Source organism: Marinomonas sp. UCMA 3892, assembly GCF_012726345.1.
Taxonomy (GTDB): domain Bacteria; phylum Pseudomonadota; class Gammaproteobacteria; order Pseudomonadales; family Marinomonadaceae; genus Marinomonas.
The window spans coordinates 183,492-201,626 of the sequence record NZ_PTXN01000007.1; the positions used below are offsets into that span (position 1 = coordinate 183,492).

Below are 18,135 nucleotides of genomic sequence, written 5' to 3' on the forward strand. Positions count from 1 at the left end.
TTTTTAATTAATCAAAGATTCATATAGGCTGATCCATTGATCTGTAACAGCATCCCAGCTGTAGTCATAACTCATCGCATTTTTCTGTTTTTCTTGCCAGCGATTGGTGTCATGGAAGCACTCTATACTGCGCTCCATCGCTGCTTGCAAAGCCTTTGCTGAGGCTTCCTTGAAGACAAAGCCATTCGCTCGTTCTCCATCTTCGAATACCGTATCTGCTAAGCCGCCAGTTTGCCTTACTATGGGTAAGGTTCCGTATTTAAGTGCATAGAGTTGCGTTAAGCCGCAAGGCTCAAAACGTGACGGAATGAGCAGGGCATCGATACCTGCTTGGAGGCGATGAGAATAATCTTCAAAGTAACCTATACGAACAGAGACTTGGTTTGGGTAATTATTTTGCAGTTCTAGATATTGAGATTCCAAATATTTATCGCCTGAACCTAATACTACAAGTCGAGCACCTTTTTCTAATAGAGCAGGCATAACTTGTAAAACAAGATCTAACCCCTTTTGCTCTGTTAGTCGGCTCACAACACCAAATACTGGTTGATTGAGGTCTTCTGATAGACCATTTTCTTGTAATAAAGCGAGCTTGTTAGCCTGTTTTTGACTGAGTGTGTCTATGTCATAATTATGGGGGATTAGAGTGTCTTTTTCTGGTGACCATTGATTGTAGTCGACACCATTTAAAATGCCGACTAACCTGTCTTGCATCGCTCTGAGCGCACCGTCTAGGCCGTCGCCATACTCTGGGGTAAGAATCTCTTTGGCATAAGTGGGACTAACTGTGGTCACGGCGTTTGCATAGACTAGTCCAGCTTTAAGGCCAGAGAAGCGGCCATAAAACTCCATGCCGTGCATATTGAGTAATTCTGGTGATAAGTGCATTGCAGAAAATTGATTCATGTCAAAACTGCCGTTATAACGCAAATTATGTACGGTCGTCACAACTGGGATGTGCTCTACTTTCCAACTTTCAAGATAAGCGGCGGCAAAACCTGTTTGCCAATCATTTAAATGTAATATGTCAGCTTGCCAATTCATAAGGTGTCCATGAAGCGCTAATGTAGCAGTAGCCCATGATAGCGCGGCAAATCGTATATGGTTGTCTTCGAAGTCTATACCATTTTTATCTACATAAGGCCCGTCTTCACGTTCATACAGTGCTTGGCATTGTAGTAACCAGATTGGTGTGTCGTTTTCGGGGATATGAGTTTCAAGAAGTAACAAATCTCCAACGCCAAATGGATTTCCTAGGTTGATACTCTTTTGAATTGGCGCTACCTTTTCGAGTATGCCTTGGTAAGCAGGCATTATCAGTTTGACATCGTGGCCTTTTTTTCTTAAAGCAACGGGTAGGGCGCCAGCTACATCGGCTAAGCCACCAGTTTTAATTAGGGGGTAAATTTCGGAGGCAGCAAATAGTATTTTCATTATTAGGCATCTTATTGATTTGGAATAATGATAAGAGTATACCTAAATGAAACTTCGAATAGAGTGTGTTGATAAAAAAATTAAGGGCATCACATGGATTTAAATACGGCGCGCATGAAAACTCTGTCCATTATTCTAGCCGGTGGACGTGGTTCAAGATTAAAACATTTAACAGATAATCGTTCCAAACCTGCAGTACCTATTGCCGGTAAATACAAAATTATAGATTTTCCGCTTTCTAACTGCATCAACTCAGGAATGCGTCGTATTGCAGTCCTGACTCAATATCGTTCCCATACTCTAAATCAACATGTTCAAAGGGGCTGGAATTTCCTACGTTCAGACTTTAATGAATTTATTGAGCTATGGCCTGCTCAGCAGCAAACTGGCAGTGATTGGTATCGTGGTACGGCAGATGCGGTTTATCAAAACCTAACTATGATTGATGGCCTAGAAAGCGAGTATATTTTGATTCTTGCTGGTGACCATGTTTATAAGCAAGATTATAGTCTCATGTTGCAAGACCACATCGAAAGCGGAGCAGATGTTACGGTGGCTTGTATAGAAGTGCCGCTGAAAGAAGCTGATCAGTTTGGCATTATGCATGTGGATGAAAACGACAATATTATTGCGTTCGAGGAAAAGCCTTCGAATCCTCCAACTATGCCAGGTAAGCCTGATGTATCTCTTGCGAGCATGGGAATTTATATTTTTAACACTAAATTTTTGTCTGATAATTTGCGTTCTGATGCGAGTGACGATGCATCGAGCCATGACTTTGGTAAAGATTTGATTCCTTTGTTTGTTGGTCGCAGTAAAATTAAAGCTCACCATTTTGCTAAAAGTGTCATCGATAATAAAAGTTACCCAGATGAGCCTTATTGGCGAGATGTTGGTACTTTGACTGCCTATTGGGAAGCCAATATGGATCTGACCCGCTTGGTTCCAGAGCTAGACTTATATGATGAAGAGTGGCCGATTCGTACTATGCAGTATCAGCGTCCTGCCGCTAAATTTAATTACAACTACGAAGAACGTATTGGTACAGCGCTAAATTCTGTGGTGTCCGCGGGTTGTATTGTGTCTGGTTCAACTGTTGAGCAGTCCATCCTATTTAATAATGTTCGAGTTAACTCATATTCTCATGTGAACAAATCGGTCATATTGCCTCGTTGTGATATCGGGCGTCATTGCCGCTTGCATAAAGTGGTCGTGGACTCCGATTGTTGTATTCCTGAAGGTACTGTTATTGGTGAAGATCCGGCTGCTGATGCAGCGCGTTTTTATCGAAATTCAGATGGTATTACTTTGGTGACACAAGGCATGATCGAGGCATTATCCGACTAGTTTTTTATGGTTTAGTTCTATTTGATACGACTAAAAAACCGCGGCTTTAAGCGGTTTTTTTTGGCTTAAATTAAGTGGATAAAGCGTATTTTATTTCGTGGATGGTTGGTTTTTATTTAACTATTGTTTTGCTAGTCCTTGAAAAACGATAAATTGGGCGCATTAGAAGGGTTTAGATTTTTAGTTATTGGATTGAGAGTCGGTTATCCCCGTAACCTGTGGATAACCCTATTGGTGAATCTTTGATAACTTACGCAAAACCAGTCACTATGCTGCTTTGGTCATGGGTGTTCATTTCTTCTGCAGTCTTTGATTTAACGTACGTTATTTGGCAAATGTGTTTATATTTTCACCTGAAAATGAGGGCGTTTTATGTTTACGGGTATTGTTCAGGGCAAAGCGACTGTTCAGTCTGCAAGTCAAGTAGGGCGAAATAAGCGTCTTGAAATAGTGTTTCCTGCGGGTGTTATGCTGAGCCAACAACTTGGTGCCAGTGTGGCGATAAATGGTGTTTGTCTTACGGTAGCGGAAATTGGTCATGACGTACTAACGTTTGATGTTATTGATACCACTTTGGCACTCACCAATATTGGCTTGTTGCAGACTGGAGGTGTCGTTAATTTTGAGCGCGCTGCAAAAATGGGTGATGAGATTGGCGGTCATGTTATGTCTGGTCACATCATGACGTCTGTCACCGTATCACGTATAGAAAAAATTGAAGAAAGTGTTCATATTCGTTTTACGACAGATCGCCAAAATGAAGTAGACGCTAGACGTTACTTATTCAATAAAGGCTACGTCGGTTTGAATGGTGCAAGTTTAACGATCAGCGATATTGGCAATGATTGGCTAGAGGTTTCTCTGATTCCAGAAACACTGCGTTTAACGACCTTTAGTAGTTTGACGGTTGGAGATAAAGTGAATCTTGAAATAGATGCACATACACAGGCAACAGTTGATACCGTTGAGCGTATCTTAAAAGAGCGAGGGATTGTCTTACCTTAAAGGTAAGTTCCGCGTAAATTACTGCGGCTGTATCTTGTTTGATCTCTGAAATAAATGGAGTCCGCGCTCGAATTTCGGTAGAATGCTCGCCAATTTCTATCCTGAATACTTGTTGATAAGTTTTTTCATTGGGCTGGCATGATGATGTTAGCTAACTAATGTACTTTTTAGGTTAAAAAGTGTGCATATGTGACTTGTTTATCAACAAGTAATCATTCAAACATCGCTTTTAAAGTGTGAGTAAATAGTGTCTTCCAATAATCTTAAGCACATACGCAATTTTAGTATTATCGCCCACATCGACCACGGAAAATCGACGTTAGCTGATCGCTTCATTCAGACTTGTGAAGGTCTGAGCGAACGTGAAATGTCAGCTCAGGTTCTTGACTCTATGGACATCGAGCGTGAACGAGGCATTACCATCAAGGCGCAAAGTGTAACACTTGATTACCATGCGAAAGATGGCCAAGTTTATCAATTGAATTTTATCGATACGCCTGGGCACGTGGATTTTTCTTACGAAGTTTCGCGTTCTCTTGCCGCCTGTGAAGGTGCATTGCTAGTGGTTGATGCCGCGCAAGGTGTTGAAGCTCAATCTGTAGCTAACTGTTATACCGCAATCGAGCAAGGCCTCGAAGTTATGCCTGTATTGAACAAAATCGACTTACCTCAGGCTGAACCAGAACGTGTTAGCGCTGAGATTGAAGAGATTATTGGTATCGATGCGATGAATGCCGTGACTTGTTCTGCAAAAACAGGCATGGGTGTTGATGACGTTCTAGAGCGTTTAGTCGCGACTATTCCACCGCCAGAAGGTGACGTAGATGCGCCACTTCAGGCTTTGATTATCGACTCATGGTTTGATAATTATCTAGGTGTTGTCTCTCTTGTTCGTATTAAACAAGGTACTTTGCGCAAAAAAGACAAAATTTATATCAAGTCGACTAAGCAAACGCACCCTGTTGATATGGCTGGTATTTTTACCCCAAAACGTAAAGAAACAGGCGTGTTGAAAGCGGGAGAAGTGGGCTTCGTTGTTGCGGGTATTAAAGACATTCATGGTGCACCTGTGGGTGACACCATTACTCATGCTTCGACACCTGATGTTGCTCAGTTAGCAGGATTCAAAAAGGTTAAACCACAGGTTTATGCGGGGTTGTTTCCTGTTAGCTCTGATGATTATGAAGATTTCCGTGTCGCTTTGAATAAGCTGACATTGAATGATGCGTCATTGTTTTTTGAACCAGAAAGCTCTGATGCTTTGGGCTTTGGTTTCCGTTGTGGCTTCTTGGGTATGCTGCATATGGAGATTATCCAAGAACGTTTAGAGCGTGAATATGATCTTGATTTGATATCTACAGCTCCAACTGTAGTGTATGAAATTGAACTGAATAATGGCGATGTGATCAATGTAGACAGTCCATCAAAAATGCCCGATCCAGGTACAATTAAAGAAATGCGTGAGCCTATTGTGGAGGCCAATATATTGGTGCCACAGGAATATTTAGGCAACGTTATCACTTTGTGTATTGAGAAACGCGGCATTCAAAAGGACATGCTATATGTGGGGCGACAAGTACAACTACGCTATGAGTTGCCAATGAACGAAGTGGTAATGGATTTCTTCGATAAATTGAAGTCTTGTAGCCGTGGTTTTGCATCTTTGGATTACAGCTTTTCGCATTTTAGTGCTGCTCCTTTATGTCGTTTGGATATTTTGATCAACGGTGAACGTGTAGATGCATTGGCGCTTATTATGCACAAAGATAATGTGCAGTATAAAGGTCGTGCATTGTGTGAAAAGATGAAAGACTTGATTCCTCGTCAAATGTTTGATGTTGCGATTCAAGGGGCTGTTGGTGCGAAGATAATATCTCGTACCACAGTGAAAGCATTACGCAAAAACGTTATTGCCAAGTGTTATGGTGGTGATGTGAGTCGTAAGAAAAAGTTGTTACAGAAACAGAAAGACGGTAAAAAACGCATGAAACAGGTTGGTAACGTTGAAGTACCACAATCAGCTTTCCTTGCGGTTTTGCAACTGGATAGCTAGCCGGATAATCAACAGGTGTGCCAGTGCACACCTTGGTGGAGAAATGAACTATGGGTTTTGATTTCGAATTGATACTGGCCATTGCGTTTTTGGTGACGGGTGTCTTCTGGGTTTACGACCGCATTGTGTATTTACCAAAGCGTAAAGTTGTTTTAGCAAATATGGCGACAGAAGCGCGAACCGCTTTGAGTAAAGATGCTCAGCAGCGATTGGCTGAAACACCTAAGTTTGTTGTGGAAGTGAAGTCATACTTCATTATTATTGCGGTTATTTTTGGTCTACGTTCTTTTGTTGTTGAACCTTTTCAGATTCCATCCGGTTCCATGCTGCCAACGTTAAAAATAGGCGACTTTATTCTGGTAAACAAGTTTGATTATGGTCTACGTTTGCCGGTTCTAAATACGACTATTATTCCTACTACAGAGCCGAAACGTGGCGATGTGGTTGTTTTTAAATATCCTCGTGATCCTAGTCTAAACTACATTAAGCGCCTAGTCGGTCTGCCTGGTGATAAAGTGAGCTATCACAATAAGGTTTTGACGATAAATGGTCAGCAAGTTAGTAAAGAGTTTTTGGCTAAGTTGCCTGTATCATTGAACCCAGACCAAGAGCCTGTTGATCTGTTTAGTGAAAATTTAGGTGGTGTGCAGCACGATATTTATAATAGTTACCGATTTACTCCCCATGAAGGTGAATGGACTGTACCAGCAGGACATTATTTTGTGATGGGAGATAATAGAGATAATAGCGCTGACAGCCGATTTTGGGGTTTTGTTCCAGATGAAAACATGAAAGGTCGTGCCTTTTATGTTTGGCTGCATTGGGATAAATTTTTTAGTATCCCAAGCTTTAAAAATAACGGTTTGATTGAATAAGTATTTTTGGAGACATTTTGAGTTCATTGTATCAGAAGCTGAGTCGGCGAATTGGTTACTTTTTTGCCGACCTTGGACTGCTTGAACTGGCGCTAACGCACCGTAGTTTTGGTGGAAAAAATAATGAGCGCCTTGAGTTTTTGGGTGACTCGATTCTTAACTACGTTATAGCGGAAGATCTTTTTCACCGTTTTCCAAAAGCCAAAGAAGGCGAATTAAGCCGTTTGAGGGCATCGTTAGTAAAAGGCGATACTTTGGCCGAATTGGCCAGAGAGTTTGAGTTGGGTGACTACCTTAAGTTAGGTGCAGGGGAATTGAAAAGTGGTGGTTTTCGCCGCGACTCTATTTTGGCTGATACCGTAGAAGGTATTATAGGTGCTATGTATTTAGATGCTGGCATGGATGTTTGTCGTCAGCATATATTGGCGTGGTACAAAGAGCGTTTGGATGCGACATCGCTAAAGATTGTCACTAAAGATGCTAAAACTCGTCTACAGGAATTTTTGCAAGCTCGTAAGCATGCGTTGCCTCAATATGATGTAGTTAATATTGTAGGTGAGCCTCATGATCAGACCTTTTATGTGCATTGTCATATTGAGCTTTGTGAAGAGTTTATTGAAGGTAAAGGTAATAGCCGCCGAATCGCAGAGCAAAATGCCGCTGCGAAAGCATTGAAAAAATTGGAAAAGAAAGATGTCTGAAGTTGAAGTTACGCACTGTGGTTATATTGCCATTGTTGGGCGCCCAAATGTGGGTAAGTCAACTTTGCTTAATCACATCTTGGGCCAAAAATTATCTATTACTTCACGTAAGCCACAGACAACACGAGATCAGATTCTTGGTGTGAAAACTGAGGGGCACGTTCAGGCTATTTATGTTGATACACCAGGTTTGCATTTAGGTGAAACCAAAGCCATTAACCGTATTATGAATAAAACCGCCGCAGCGGCATTGAAAGATGTCGATGTTGTGCTGTTCGTTATTGATGCGGATCGTTGGACTGAGGAAGATGAATCAGTTCTTCAAAAGGTTAAACATGCGCGCTGCCCTGTTATCTTGGTAGTGAATAAAGTGGATCAATTGGATCAGAAAGAAGATCTATTACCACGCTTGGCTAACTTATCTGATCGTATGAATTTTGCGCAGATAGTGCCTATTTCAGCGTTGCGTAATAACAACTTAGATCGTTTGGAACGTTTGGTAGAAAGCTATATTCCAGAAGGTACGCAATTTTATCCTGAAGATCAGATTACTAACCGTAGCTCGCGCTTTTTGGCCGCGGAAATAGTGCGTGAAAAGATTACTCGCCAGCTTGGCCAAGAAGTGCCTTATGAAGTGGCTGTGCAGATCGAAGAGTTTGTTTACGAAGAGTCTGCTATTCATATTAGTGCGTTAATTTTGGTTGAGCGAAATGGCCAAAAACGCATAATCATCGGTGAACGTGGCGATAAAATTAAGCTTATTGGTAAAGAAGCTCGTATTGATATGGAGAATTTATTTCAGCATAAAGTGATGTTGAATCTCTGGATCAAAATACGTTCTGGCTGGTCTGATGATGAACGTGCGTTAGCCAGCTTAGGTTATCAGGAAGAATAATTTCGATGCGCGTTTCTGCGTATGTGATCCATACTCGTCCTTTTCAGGACAGTAAAATTCTGCTTGATATGTTAACACTCGAGCAGGGTTTGATTAGGGGAGTATGGCGATTACCAAAAAAAGAGGCTCGGGTCATACCTGGGCCTTTTTTGTGTTATGAAATGGAGTTTATTGGTCGTAGCGATCTAAAAACAGTGAAAAGTTTAGAGTCAATAAAGTCAGCGTCTTCTTTAGATGGGTTGCCTTTATATGCTGCGCTCTATGTGCATGAGTTGCTTGAGAAACTGTTACCAATTAACCTACCACTCCCTGATGTTTTTGAACTGTATAAATGGCTGATTGAAAATTTGCATGCAGGTGCTCCAATAGCGCCTTTGTTAAGACGCTTTGAGGTTGGTTTGTTCTCAGAATTAGGTGTTGGTATTAATATGGTATCAACCGGTCGAGGTGAGGTGCTTGAGGCGCGTCAGCTGTATCAATTTCATTATAAGTTTGGCTTACGCCCCTATTATGGTGAGATACCTAAGCAAATGCCTATGCTGTATGTCGAAGGGCAAGTGGCGCTTGATTACCATGCTGGTAAGTGGATGGATAAACAGGTATTAAGTCTTGCAAAAGAATTACATCGTAACTGGTTGGATAGTTTGTTGAATGGCAAGCCGATTGTTTCTAGACGTTTGCTGCCAAAACAGCCTTTTCAGGGGGAACGACATTTAGGTGTGCCTATTTTTCGTGCCTTGTGAGGACTTGTTCTATAAAGAGGTGTGTGTTTGATTATCGGAGTTGGAACTGACTTAGTAGAAATTGCTCGAATTGCTCAGTCAATTGAGCGTTTGGGGGAGCGATTTATTGATAGGATATTGACCGCTGCTGAGAAAGAGCGTTGGTCTGAAATCAGTAATCTAGAAAAAGCAAACTCCTTTGTTGCAAAGCGTTTTGCTGCAAAAGAGGCAGCCGTTAAAGCATTGGGAACAGGTATTGGTTTAGGGGTTAGTTTTCAGCATTTTAACGTCAGTAACCTGCCTTCTGGTCAGCCAGTACTCACCGTTGATGAAAGTATCATTGCTCGTTATGACTTTCCTGTGTCGTGGCATATAAGTTTAACTGATGAAAAAGCCTATGCTCAGGCTTTTGTAATACTTGAATCTAAATAGTTGAGTCTAAGGGCTGAGGCCAAGGAATAAGCTGTCGATGGTTTAGCAGTTCCTCTATTGCTTCAACGAAGTCTTCTGCTACACCACTTACGTCTTCTAGTCCCAATTCTTTTAGGTGTGTTTCTAGAAAGCCTGCGTGGCGGGCAATATTTATGGTACCGGTATATTTAGAGGCTCCATGTATTCTGTGTACTACTTCAATGAGTTTTTCTGTGTCTTGGTTCTCTAAGTGATGTTGGATTAGTTTTTTCTCAGCATCCAGTGAGTCTGCCAGCATGTCAAACATCTCTTTCGCAATGATAGTTTTGCCATCAACAATTTCGAGTGCTTTTTCTAAATCGAAAATACCGACTAGTTTATCATCTACTTGATCTTGAAAGCTTTTGGTGTTTGAGTGCCAAGTTTCGATTGTGCTCAGAAGAAGCTCTTCATTTATGGGTTTAGTTAGATAGGCATTCATACCACTTGCGAGTATCTGTTGTTGTTCAGATCCTAAGGCGTGAGCGGTTAGCGCAATAATAGGTGTGTTTTTATAACTTTCTATTTGTCTAAGTTGTCGTGTGGTTTCCATGCCGTCCATTTCAGGCATTTGTATATCCATAAAAATCTGATCAAAGCTTTCGCTTATCGCCATATCGATGGCTTGTCGGCCGCTATAGGCCAAAGAAACATCAATGCCGATAGGAACTAGCCAGTGTTTTAGTAGTTGTAAGTTTATTGGTGAATCATCTACAGCCAGAATTTTAAGGCCGCGAATTCTTTCCTGTAATACATTTATTTGAGGTTGTTGGGGGGAGATTGATGTAGTGGTTGGGGTATTATTGTTGCTAAGGTGTTGCAATGCACTGTAGAGACGATCATGACTAATGGGTTTAAGTAGAATATCGCTGCATATTTCTTTTAGGTCTGGGTAATGAGCTATTTGGCCGGGCGGCTGAATCATTAAAATACATGGTATAGAGAACTGTTTCGCTGAATAGGTAATAAGTTCCCGTGCTTCTGCAACGCTTTGTTCATCAGGCATAACACTCAGTAGAATGGCATCAATGGTTTCATGCTGTTTATTTAGCAGAGAGACCATTTGCTCTAAGTCGGAACAGGCTGTACAGCTAACACCAATGCTTTGTAAGTAGCTGGTTAGATAGCTTTTGTAAGTCGCGCTAGGTTCTAGTAGTACAGTATGGCGGTTTAGAGCGCTTTTATCATTGCCCAATTTGGGTGACGTTTTTAGGTTAATAGTGAAACGAAAGGTTGAACCGATGCTTGGATCACTGCTGACTTCAATTTTTCCATTCATTTGCTCAACTAGTTTTTTGGTAATTACTAGCCCAAGTCCAGTCCCTCCAAATTGTCTAGTGGTGCTGGTGTCTACTTGTGAGAAAGGCTTAAATAAGCGGTTGATTTTATGTTCGGCTATGCCTATGCCAGTATCTATAATCTGAAAAGATAAAGTAATTTCTTGTGGGGTTTGTGAGGCGATGGATACCTTTGTACGAACTGAGCCTTGGTGTGTGAACTTAATCGCATTGCCAATCAGATTCGTTAAAATTTGGCGTACTCGTGTGCTGTCTCCTACAAACCATTCAGGCACATCTTGGCTGAATTCTGGTACTAAATCGATCTGTTTTTCTTTCGTTAATAAGTTGATGCTGAGGATTTGATATACGTCATCTAACAGTGTTTTCAGATTAAAGTGGTTGCTTTCTAGATTGAGTTTACCAGCTTCAATCTTTGAAAAATCCAATATATCGCCAATAATAGTAAGTAGGCTATTGGTCGATTGTTCAATGGTGTCTACATAAAGTCGCTGTTGAGTGTCTGTAATGTCTTTCTGTAGTGTTTTTGTATAACCGAGAATTGCGTTTAATGGAGTACGGACTTCATGGCTAATATTAGCAAGAAATTGTGATTTTAATCGGTTTGATTCCATAGCTTCGCGGTTTGCTATGTGTAGTTGCGCACTTTTTTCTTCCATGCTATCCATGCTGCGGCGAATATCTTCAGTTGATTGCTCAATACCTGCAATTAGTTCTTCATTGTGATGCTCTAATCTTTCCGATAGATCAAGCAGGTCTTTTTGGAGTGCTGCGTATTCTGGCGGAAGCTTCATTAACTTAGCGCCAGAAAATTGACCTTTAACCAATTTATTTAGTGCAGAAGAGAGTCTATTTATTGGCAGAGTTAATGTTTTTGATAAATGAAATGCTCCCAAAATAACCAGAATATTAAAAAACAGCAGAATAAAAATAACTAGGCAGGCATATTGGTATTTTTCTATTTGAATTGCGGATTTATTGGCTTCAATTTTTACCCAGCCAATTAAACTACGCTGATCTACTGTGTTGAATAAGTCTGATTGAGTGTTAAAAGCACCATCAAGAGTGTTGTTGGTGTAATGGATGGCGCTAATCGATTCTATATAATTATCATATTGCTTTATAAAGGTATTTTCCGGAAAGTTGGTGCTGCTTGCTTCTGGCGCTTTACCAAGTTCCGCTATGAGTTTTTGCTCGCTGTTAAAAAGTTGAACACTACTGATATCTTGATTGTTTAGCGCATTTTGTAATATCCGATACATCATGTTTTGATCGGAAAAAACAATAGCATATTCGCTGGTCGTAGCGACTTGTTCAGTGATATGCGATGTGCGTTCGTATAAATTTCGATTTAGATCGTTAAAGCGAGTTGATAAGAGAAGAGTACCTGTTAGCAACGAGACTATGAAAACAGGTGCAAATAATGCCCAAAAAATTTTGCTGCTTAGTCTAAGTGTTGGTAGGTTTGAGAAAGGTAATTTCTTCATACTAAGAATCTAGATGATTGGTTAATAGCAGGACAAATTGCCTTGGTTTTTACGGTCATTGCATTCTCTTTCATAGTTGCTGCATGCGTGTTGTTCACTGCTAGATGGAGAGCGAATGTAAGCACACTCGCGCCACTTTTTTCTGAGTTCTAGATTGTTAAGTCCAGAGAGGTTTTCTGTGGACTTATCACAGCTACTGATCATCAGTAATAACAACAGTAGGGTGAAAATGCGTGTTATGAGCATATCTTTTACTCTAGAATGCGAAATTGAAACTAAGTTTATAACGCTTTCTTATTGTACTGTTTAGCGTAAGTGTTCTTAAATAGGCTTAAAGTGTTAAGTTTCATTCCCTAAGTCATCAATGTCAATGAAGTTTTTTTATGATCCAATACCCTAGTATCGAGTCCTTAATTGGGCAAACCCCCTTGGTTCGCCTTCAGCGTATCAATCCTAATCCAAGTAATACTATTTTATTAAAGCTTGAAGGACAAAATCCTGCTGGTTCAGTAAAAGATCGTCCTGCTTTGAATATGATACTTCAGGCAGAGCTTCGCGGTGATATAAAGCCGGGTGATAGTTTGATTGAAGCGACCAGTGGTAATACCGGCATCGCACTAGCAATGGTGGCGGCTATTAAAGGCTATAAAATGCACTTGATCATGCCTGACAATATGAGCCAAGAACGCAAGTCTGCGATGACAGCTTATGGGGCCATATTGCATTTGGTGACAAAAGAAGAGGGTATGGAAAGAGCGCGAGACCTTGCTCAAGAAATGCAAGATCAAGGTGTTGGGGTTGTCTTGAATCAGTTTGCCAACCAAGATAACCCAAATGCACATTATTTAACGACTGGGCCAGAGATATGGCAGCAAACTCAAGGTGCAGTAACGCATTTTGTAAGCTCCATGGGAACTACAGGAACTATCATGGGGGTTTCTCATTACTTAAAAGAGCAGAATGGAGACATTCAAGTCGTTGGCCTTCAACCTCAAGATGGCTCAAGTATTCCAGGGATTCGTCGTTGGCCAAAAGAGTATTTACCGTCCATTTTTGACGAAACTCGAGTGGATACTGTAATGGATGTATCTCAACAGGCTGCGGAAGTAACGATGCGTCGCCTAGCAAAAGAAGAAGGTATTTTCTGTGGTGTTTCTTCTGGTGGATCTGTTGCCATTGCATTGGAATTATCTAAGCAGTTGAATGATGCTGTGATCGTGGCAATTATTTGTGATCGTGGCGATAGGTATTTGTCGACAGGTGTTTTTGATAGTTAGGTAGACCTTCGTTCGGTATTTTATGTAAATGCCACAGGTTTTTTCAGCTATTTAAGGCTTGCTTTCACGTACTGTTCTGCAGGTAGATGCGGTAGAATGGTCGTGCATTTGTCCTAGACTCAGGAATAAGAGAGCCACCTTTGAGAAGAAGAACATCCCCACGCCGAACAACTACCTCTAAGCCGCAGCCTATTGGTCCAATACAGACCTTCGAAGTGGACGGTTTGACGCATGAAGCAAAAGGCGTCGCTCGTTTACAAGGTAAAGTAACTTTTATTGAAGGTGCTTTGCCTGGTGAAACAGTCGAGGCGCAAGTTAATAAAGCAGGGCGTCGCTTTGATGAAGCTGTTTTGGTGAATATTATTGAGCCGAGCGTTTATCGAGTTGAGCCCTCTTGTCAGCATTTTAATCTCTGCGGTGGTTGTAGTTTTCAGCATTTAGCTAATGAGCAACAGCTAAGTGCAAAAGCTGATTGGTTGCAAGGACAACTGCGTAATCTGATTACAACCCAAGAATTAGAGACCTTATCAGATACACCTACAGGTTATCGTCGACGTGCTCGTCTCGCGATTGATATCAAAAAAGGCCGTATGGTATTGGGTTTTCGTGGTAAAGCATCTAAAGAAATTATCTCAATTGATCAATGTGTTGTGCTTACTCCTAATTTGCAAAGTACCTTCCTTTTACTCAAACTCAAGTTATTAGAAAATGATTTGGCGGGTGTGCTTGGACATGTGGAATTACTTGAAGACACTAAAGGTGTTTCGGCGTTGTTTCGCTTAACGTCTCCAATATCTGATGAACTTAAAAATGCATGGGAAGATTGGGCTGAAAAAGGGCGGGTCGCTTTATATTGGCAAGCACCAAAAGTGGGCAAGGCGGAAGTGGCGCTTGAAAAAATGCGCTATTATGATCTTGGTGACTTAAGGTTGAAATATCACCCTCAAGACTTTATTCAAGTAAATGCTGCTATGAATCAAAAGATGGTAGTGCAAGCAATGGACTGGTTAAATCCAAGTAAGCAAGATGTAATATTGGATTTGTTTTGCGGCGTAGGGAATTTTTCTTTACCGTTAGCAGTGCATGCTCAAGCAGTTATTGGTGTTGAGGTGCAAGAGACAATGGTCGAAGCCGCGCGAGAAAATGCGCGAGAGAATGGTTTTGATAACCTGTCGTTTGTGGCAGCAGATTTGACTAAGCCTGTGAATAATGAACTTTTTAAGCAGACCATTACCAAAGTATTGTTGGATCCTCCTCGTGCTGGAGCGTTTGAATTTTTAGATAGCATAATAAAAATTGGACCGACGCAAATATTGTATGTTTCTTGCAATGCTTCTACTTTAGCTAGGGATGCCGAGTATTTAGTTGCAAAGGGATATCGTGTTTTACGTGTTGGTTTGATGGATATGTTTCCGCAAACCTCTCATGTAGAAACGATGATGTTATTGCAAAAAAAGAAGTAAATTTAAGGGCGGATAAATGGTAACGGTAAGAAAAGATCACCCTGTGTTAGAGGATGGTAGTGTCGATATTGATGCTTGGATGGGGCACTTTGCGCACCTTATTGATGACAGTACTCGAGTGCCTTTGCGTATGGCCTGCGAGCTGGCTCGTCAAGCCGAATTACAATGTGCTCGACCTTCTTATTGGGGCGCACAAGCGAGCACTTTTCGTGCTGGGCTAGAAATGGTTGAAATCCTTTCTGGTTTTCGAGCAGACCAAGATTCATTGGTAGCCGCCGCTTTATATCGTGTTGTACGAGAAGATCAATTGCCCATTTCCCGTGTTACCGAAATGTTTGGTCGTAAAGTCTCTTCGATTGTCGAAGGGGTGATGAAAATGGGGGAAGTTTCGAAAAATTTGACTGCGGACTCCGCGGCTGAAGTATTGGGCAGTAGTGAAAACCAACTAGAATCACTACGAAAAATGCTGGTTTCCATCATTGATGATGTGCGAGTAGTGCTGATTAAACTTGCTGAGCGTGCCTGCGCGATTAAAGAAGCCAAGTATCAAAACGAAGAGCGTCGTGTTGCTGTTGCTCTAGAAGTGCAGAGTGTTTATGCACCTTTGGCCCATCGTTTGGGTATTGGTCATATCAAATGGGAGTTAGAAGACCTCTCTTTCCGTTATCTCTATCCTAACGATTACAAACGCATCGCTACTTGGTTAGATGAGAAGCGTCTTGATCGCCAGCAATACATTGATGATGTTATTAAGCTGTTAGATGATCGTTTAAAAGCCATTAATATTCACGCTGATCTAATGGGGCGTGCAAAGCACATCTATAGTATTTGGCGTAAGATGAAGCGCAAAAACATTGGCTTTGATGAGGTATATGACGTTCGTGCTGTGCGCATTTTAGTTGATGAGCCGATGGAATGTTATGGCGTTCTTGGTGTGGTACATAATTTATGGCGTCCAATTCCTCAAGAGTTTGATGACTACATTAGTAACCCAAAATCTAATGGTTATCAGTCATTGCATACCGCCGTTATTGGCCCTCAAGGCCGTGCGCTTGAAATCCAAATTCGTACCCACAAAATGCATGAAGACGCAGAGCTTGGAGTTTGCGCTCACTGGAAATACAAAGGCACAGATTTAAGTTCCAATAGCAGTAGCTATGAAGAAAAGCTCCAGTGGCTAAGAACCATTTTAGACTTCCATGAAGTGCAAGGTGATTTGGAATCTTTGTCTGAGCAAGTTCGCAGTGACATCGAGCAAGACCGTATTTATGTTTTTACCCCTGACGGTCATGTGGTCGATTTGCCTATTAATGCGACCGCTGTTGATTTTGCGTATCGAGTTCACACTGAAATTGGCCATCGCTGCCGTGGTGCCAAGGTAAATGGTAAAATTATTTCCTTAGTCACTCACTTAAAAACTGGCGACAAAGTTGAAATTCTTACTACCAAAGAGGGTGGCCCTAGCCGTGATTGGCTGCATCCGACATTAGGCTATGTGCAAACTAACCGCGCTAGAGCCAAGATTCAAAATTGGTTTAGAAAAGAAGATCGAGAAAAAAATCTGGATGCCGGCAAGCATTTACTTGATAAACAATTGAAACGTCTGGGCCTTGAGGATAGTCGTATTGATTTACAAGCCATTTCTTCTCGTTTTAACTTCTCTTATGCTGAAGAAGTATATGTAGCACTTGGTGCGGGAGACATTCAGTTATCTAAAGTGTTGCGTGTTATTGATGACTTTTACAATTTGAATGGTGAGACTGCGACCCCGCGTCCAATTCGCTTGAAAAAGAGCCGTCATAAGTCTTCAGATAACGACATTCATATCTTGGGTGTAGGCAAATTATTAACACAGATGGCCAAATGTTGTACGCCTATTCCTGGGGATGACATCGTAGGTTTTATTACCCAAGGTCGTGGTGTGTCTGTACATAGGCAAGATTGCATTAATATCGTTCAGTTGGGCTTAGAGGAACCAGAGCGTATTATTGATGTTAGTTGGGGGGAAGAGCTTGATAATCAGTACCCTGTAAATATACAGGTGGAGGCTTATGATCGTACTGGCTTGCTCAATGACATCACTAGTTTGTTGGCAAATGAAAAAGTAAATTTATTGTCGATGAATACCTTGTCTGCCAAAGAAAACCACACGGCAAGCATTCGCTTTACTATTGAAGTGGGAGAGTTGAGTGTGCTGAGTAAGTTGCTACATCGCATTAATCAGCTGCCGAACGTGCTGAATGTATTCAGAGAGAGAGACTTTTGAGTAACGCGATTAAACAGCTACTGTATTTGATGAGTTGTCTTAGGGATGAAGAGTTTGGTTGTGCTTGGGATAAAAAGCAGACTTACAAAAGTATTGCGCCTTATACGCTAGAAGAAGCTTATGAAGTGTTAGATGCCATTGAGCGTGAAGATTTTGAACACTTGAAAGAAGAGCTTGGAGACTTGCTCTTTCAAGTGGTTTTTTATGCGCAAATGGCGGAAGAGCAACAACGTTTTACGTTTGATGATATTGCGACTGGCATTGTTGAAAAAATGCTGCGACGTCATCCACATGTTTTTCCTGATGGTGACATTACGCGTTTTGGCGAACCAGCAATGTTGAGCGAAGAGCAAATAGCACAACAGTGGCAGCAGATTAAAGCGCAAGAAAAAGGCTCTGTCGATAAGGGCTTATTGGCCGATGTCCCTGTCTCAATGCCGGCACTCATGCAGGCCGTTAAACTACAGCAAAAAGCTGCAAAAGTTGGTTTTGACTGGCCTGAAGTGGCCCCAGTCTTTGACAAGATCAGAGAAGAACTTGATGAACTTGAAGAAGCAATGAAACAGAAGTCTCGTCTTGATGTTGAAGAGGAGATGGGGGATGTGCTTTTTGCGGTGAGTAATTTATCTCGTCATCTAGCAGTATCTCCTGACGTGGCATTAAATAAAACAAATACAAAGTTTCGTCGACGCTTTGGTAGAATAGAGAGCCTTGTGGCGGTACAAAATAAAAATTTAGCAGATTGCTCCTTAGAAGAGCTGGATCGTTATTGGGAACAGGCTAAACGCGAAGGTTTGTAAGTGGTGATTTTGCAAACGGATAATAGATCGCTTGAAAGGGCGTTATTGGCAACATTAGGAGG

Annotated in this window: 14 protein-coding genes; 12 read left to right on the top strand and 2 right to left on the bottom strand. The window is 41.4% G+C overall.

Annotated features, from left to right (window positions below):
* Nucleotides 1–3 precede the first annotated feature (3 nt).
* Nucleotides 4–1,434: a glycogen synthase GlgA gene (gene glgA, locus B6N13_RS11570; protein ID WP_169459432.1), complete on the bottom strand. Its 1,431-nt coding sequence runs from the start codon at nucleotides 1,432–1,434 to the stop codon at nucleotides 4–6.
* A gap of 93 nt (nucleotides 1,435–1,527) precedes the next feature.
* Here glgA and glgC point away from each other — a divergent pair, with 93 nt between their 5' ends.
* The 8 genes from glgC to acpS all read left to right on the top strand — a co-directional run bounded on the left by glgC (nucleotide 1,528) and on the right by acpS (nucleotide 9,464).
* Nucleotides 1,528–2,781 carry a glucose-1-phosphate adenylyltransferase gene (gene glgC / locus B6N13_RS11575; RefSeq protein WP_012068956.1) on the top strand — a complete coding sequence of 418 codons (1,254 nt, stop codon included), beginning with the start codon at nucleotides 1,528–1,530 and terminating at the stop codon, nucleotides 2,779–2,781.
* 372 nt (nucleotides 2,782–3,153) lie between these two features.
* The gene (locus B6N13_RS11580) at nucleotides 3,154–3,786 is read left to right on the top strand and encodes a riboflavin synthase subunit alpha (RefSeq protein ID WP_169459433.1); all 633 of its coding nucleotides are present in this window, start codon (nucleotides 3,154–3,156) and stop codon (nucleotides 3,784–3,786) included.
* Between the two features lie 247 nt (nucleotides 3,787–4,033).
* A complete protein-coding gene (lepA, locus tag B6N13_RS11585) occupies nucleotides 4,034–5,839 on the top strand; it encodes a translation elongation factor 4 (RefSeq protein WP_169459434.1) in 1,806 nt (601 codons plus the stop codon).
* 50 nt (nucleotides 5,840–5,889) lie between these two features.
* Nucleotides 5,890–6,714, top strand: a complete 825-nt coding sequence (gene lepB / locus B6N13_RS11590; protein ID WP_012068959.1) for a signal peptidase I — start codon at nucleotides 5,890–5,892, stop codon at nucleotides 6,712–6,714.
* 17 nt (nucleotides 6,715–6,731) lie between these two features.
* The gene (gene rnc / locus B6N13_RS11595) at nucleotides 6,732–7,415 is read left to right on the top strand and encodes a ribonuclease III (RefSeq protein WP_012068960.1); all 684 of its coding nucleotides are present in this window, start codon (nucleotides 6,732–6,734) and stop codon (nucleotides 7,413–7,415) included.
* A complete protein-coding gene (era, locus tag B6N13_RS11600; protein ID WP_169459435.1) occupies nucleotides 7,408–8,310 on the top strand; it encodes a GTPase Era in 903 nt (300 codons plus the stop codon). The genes rnc and era overlap by 8 nt, the downstream gene beginning before the upstream one ends.
* A 5-nt stretch (nucleotides 8,311–8,315) precedes the next feature.
* On the top strand, nucleotides 8,316–9,053 hold the full coding sequence (gene recO / locus B6N13_RS11605; RefSeq protein ID WP_169459436.1) for a DNA repair protein RecO: 738 nt from the start codon (nucleotides 8,316–8,318) through the stop codon (nucleotides 9,051–9,053).
* Between the two features lie 21 nt (nucleotides 9,054–9,074).
* Nucleotides 9,075–9,464 carry a holo-ACP synthase gene (acpS, locus tag B6N13_RS11610; RefSeq protein WP_348981542.1) on the top strand — a complete coding sequence of 130 codons (390 nt, stop codon included), beginning with the start codon at nucleotides 9,075–9,077 and terminating at the stop codon, nucleotides 9,462–9,464.
* Here acpS and B6N13_RS11615 read toward each other — a convergent pair.
* Complete coding sequence (locus tag B6N13_RS11615; protein ID WP_169459438.1) at nucleotides 9,457–12,267, bottom strand: response regulator; 2,811 nt, start codon at nucleotides 12,265–12,267, stop codon at nucleotides 9,457–9,459. The genes acpS and B6N13_RS11615 overlap by 8 nt on opposite strands.
* Nucleotides 12,268–12,650: 383 nt before the next feature.
* Between B6N13_RS11615 and cysM the strand changes: the two genes are divergently transcribed.
* The 4 genes from cysM (at nucleotide 12,651) to mazG (ending at nucleotide 18,073) form a co-directional block, all read left to right on the top strand.
* Nucleotides 12,651–13,544 (top strand): cysteine synthase CysM, encoded by an 894-nt coding sequence (cysM, locus tag B6N13_RS11620; protein WP_012068965.1) that lies wholly within the window; start codon nucleotides 12,651–12,653, stop codon nucleotides 13,542–13,544.
* Nucleotides 13,545–13,684: 140 nt separating this feature from the next.
* A complete protein-coding gene (gene rlmD / locus B6N13_RS11625) occupies nucleotides 13,685–15,007 on the top strand; it encodes a 23S rRNA (uracil(1939)-C(5))-methyltransferase RlmD (protein WP_169459439.1) in 1,323 nt (440 codons plus the stop codon).
* Between the two features lie 16 nt (nucleotides 15,008–15,023).
* A complete protein-coding gene (gene relA, locus B6N13_RS11630) occupies nucleotides 15,024–17,273 on the top strand; it encodes a GTP diphosphokinase (RefSeq protein WP_012068967.1) in 2,250 nt (749 codons plus the stop codon).
* Nucleotides 17,270–18,073: a nucleoside triphosphate pyrophosphohydrolase gene (mazG, locus tag B6N13_RS11635; RefSeq protein WP_169459440.1), complete on the top strand. Its 804-nt coding sequence runs from the start codon at nucleotides 17,270–17,272 to the stop codon at nucleotides 18,071–18,073. The genes relA and mazG overlap by 4 nt, the downstream gene beginning before the upstream one ends.
* Nucleotides 18,074–18,135: the final 62 nt, after the last annotated feature.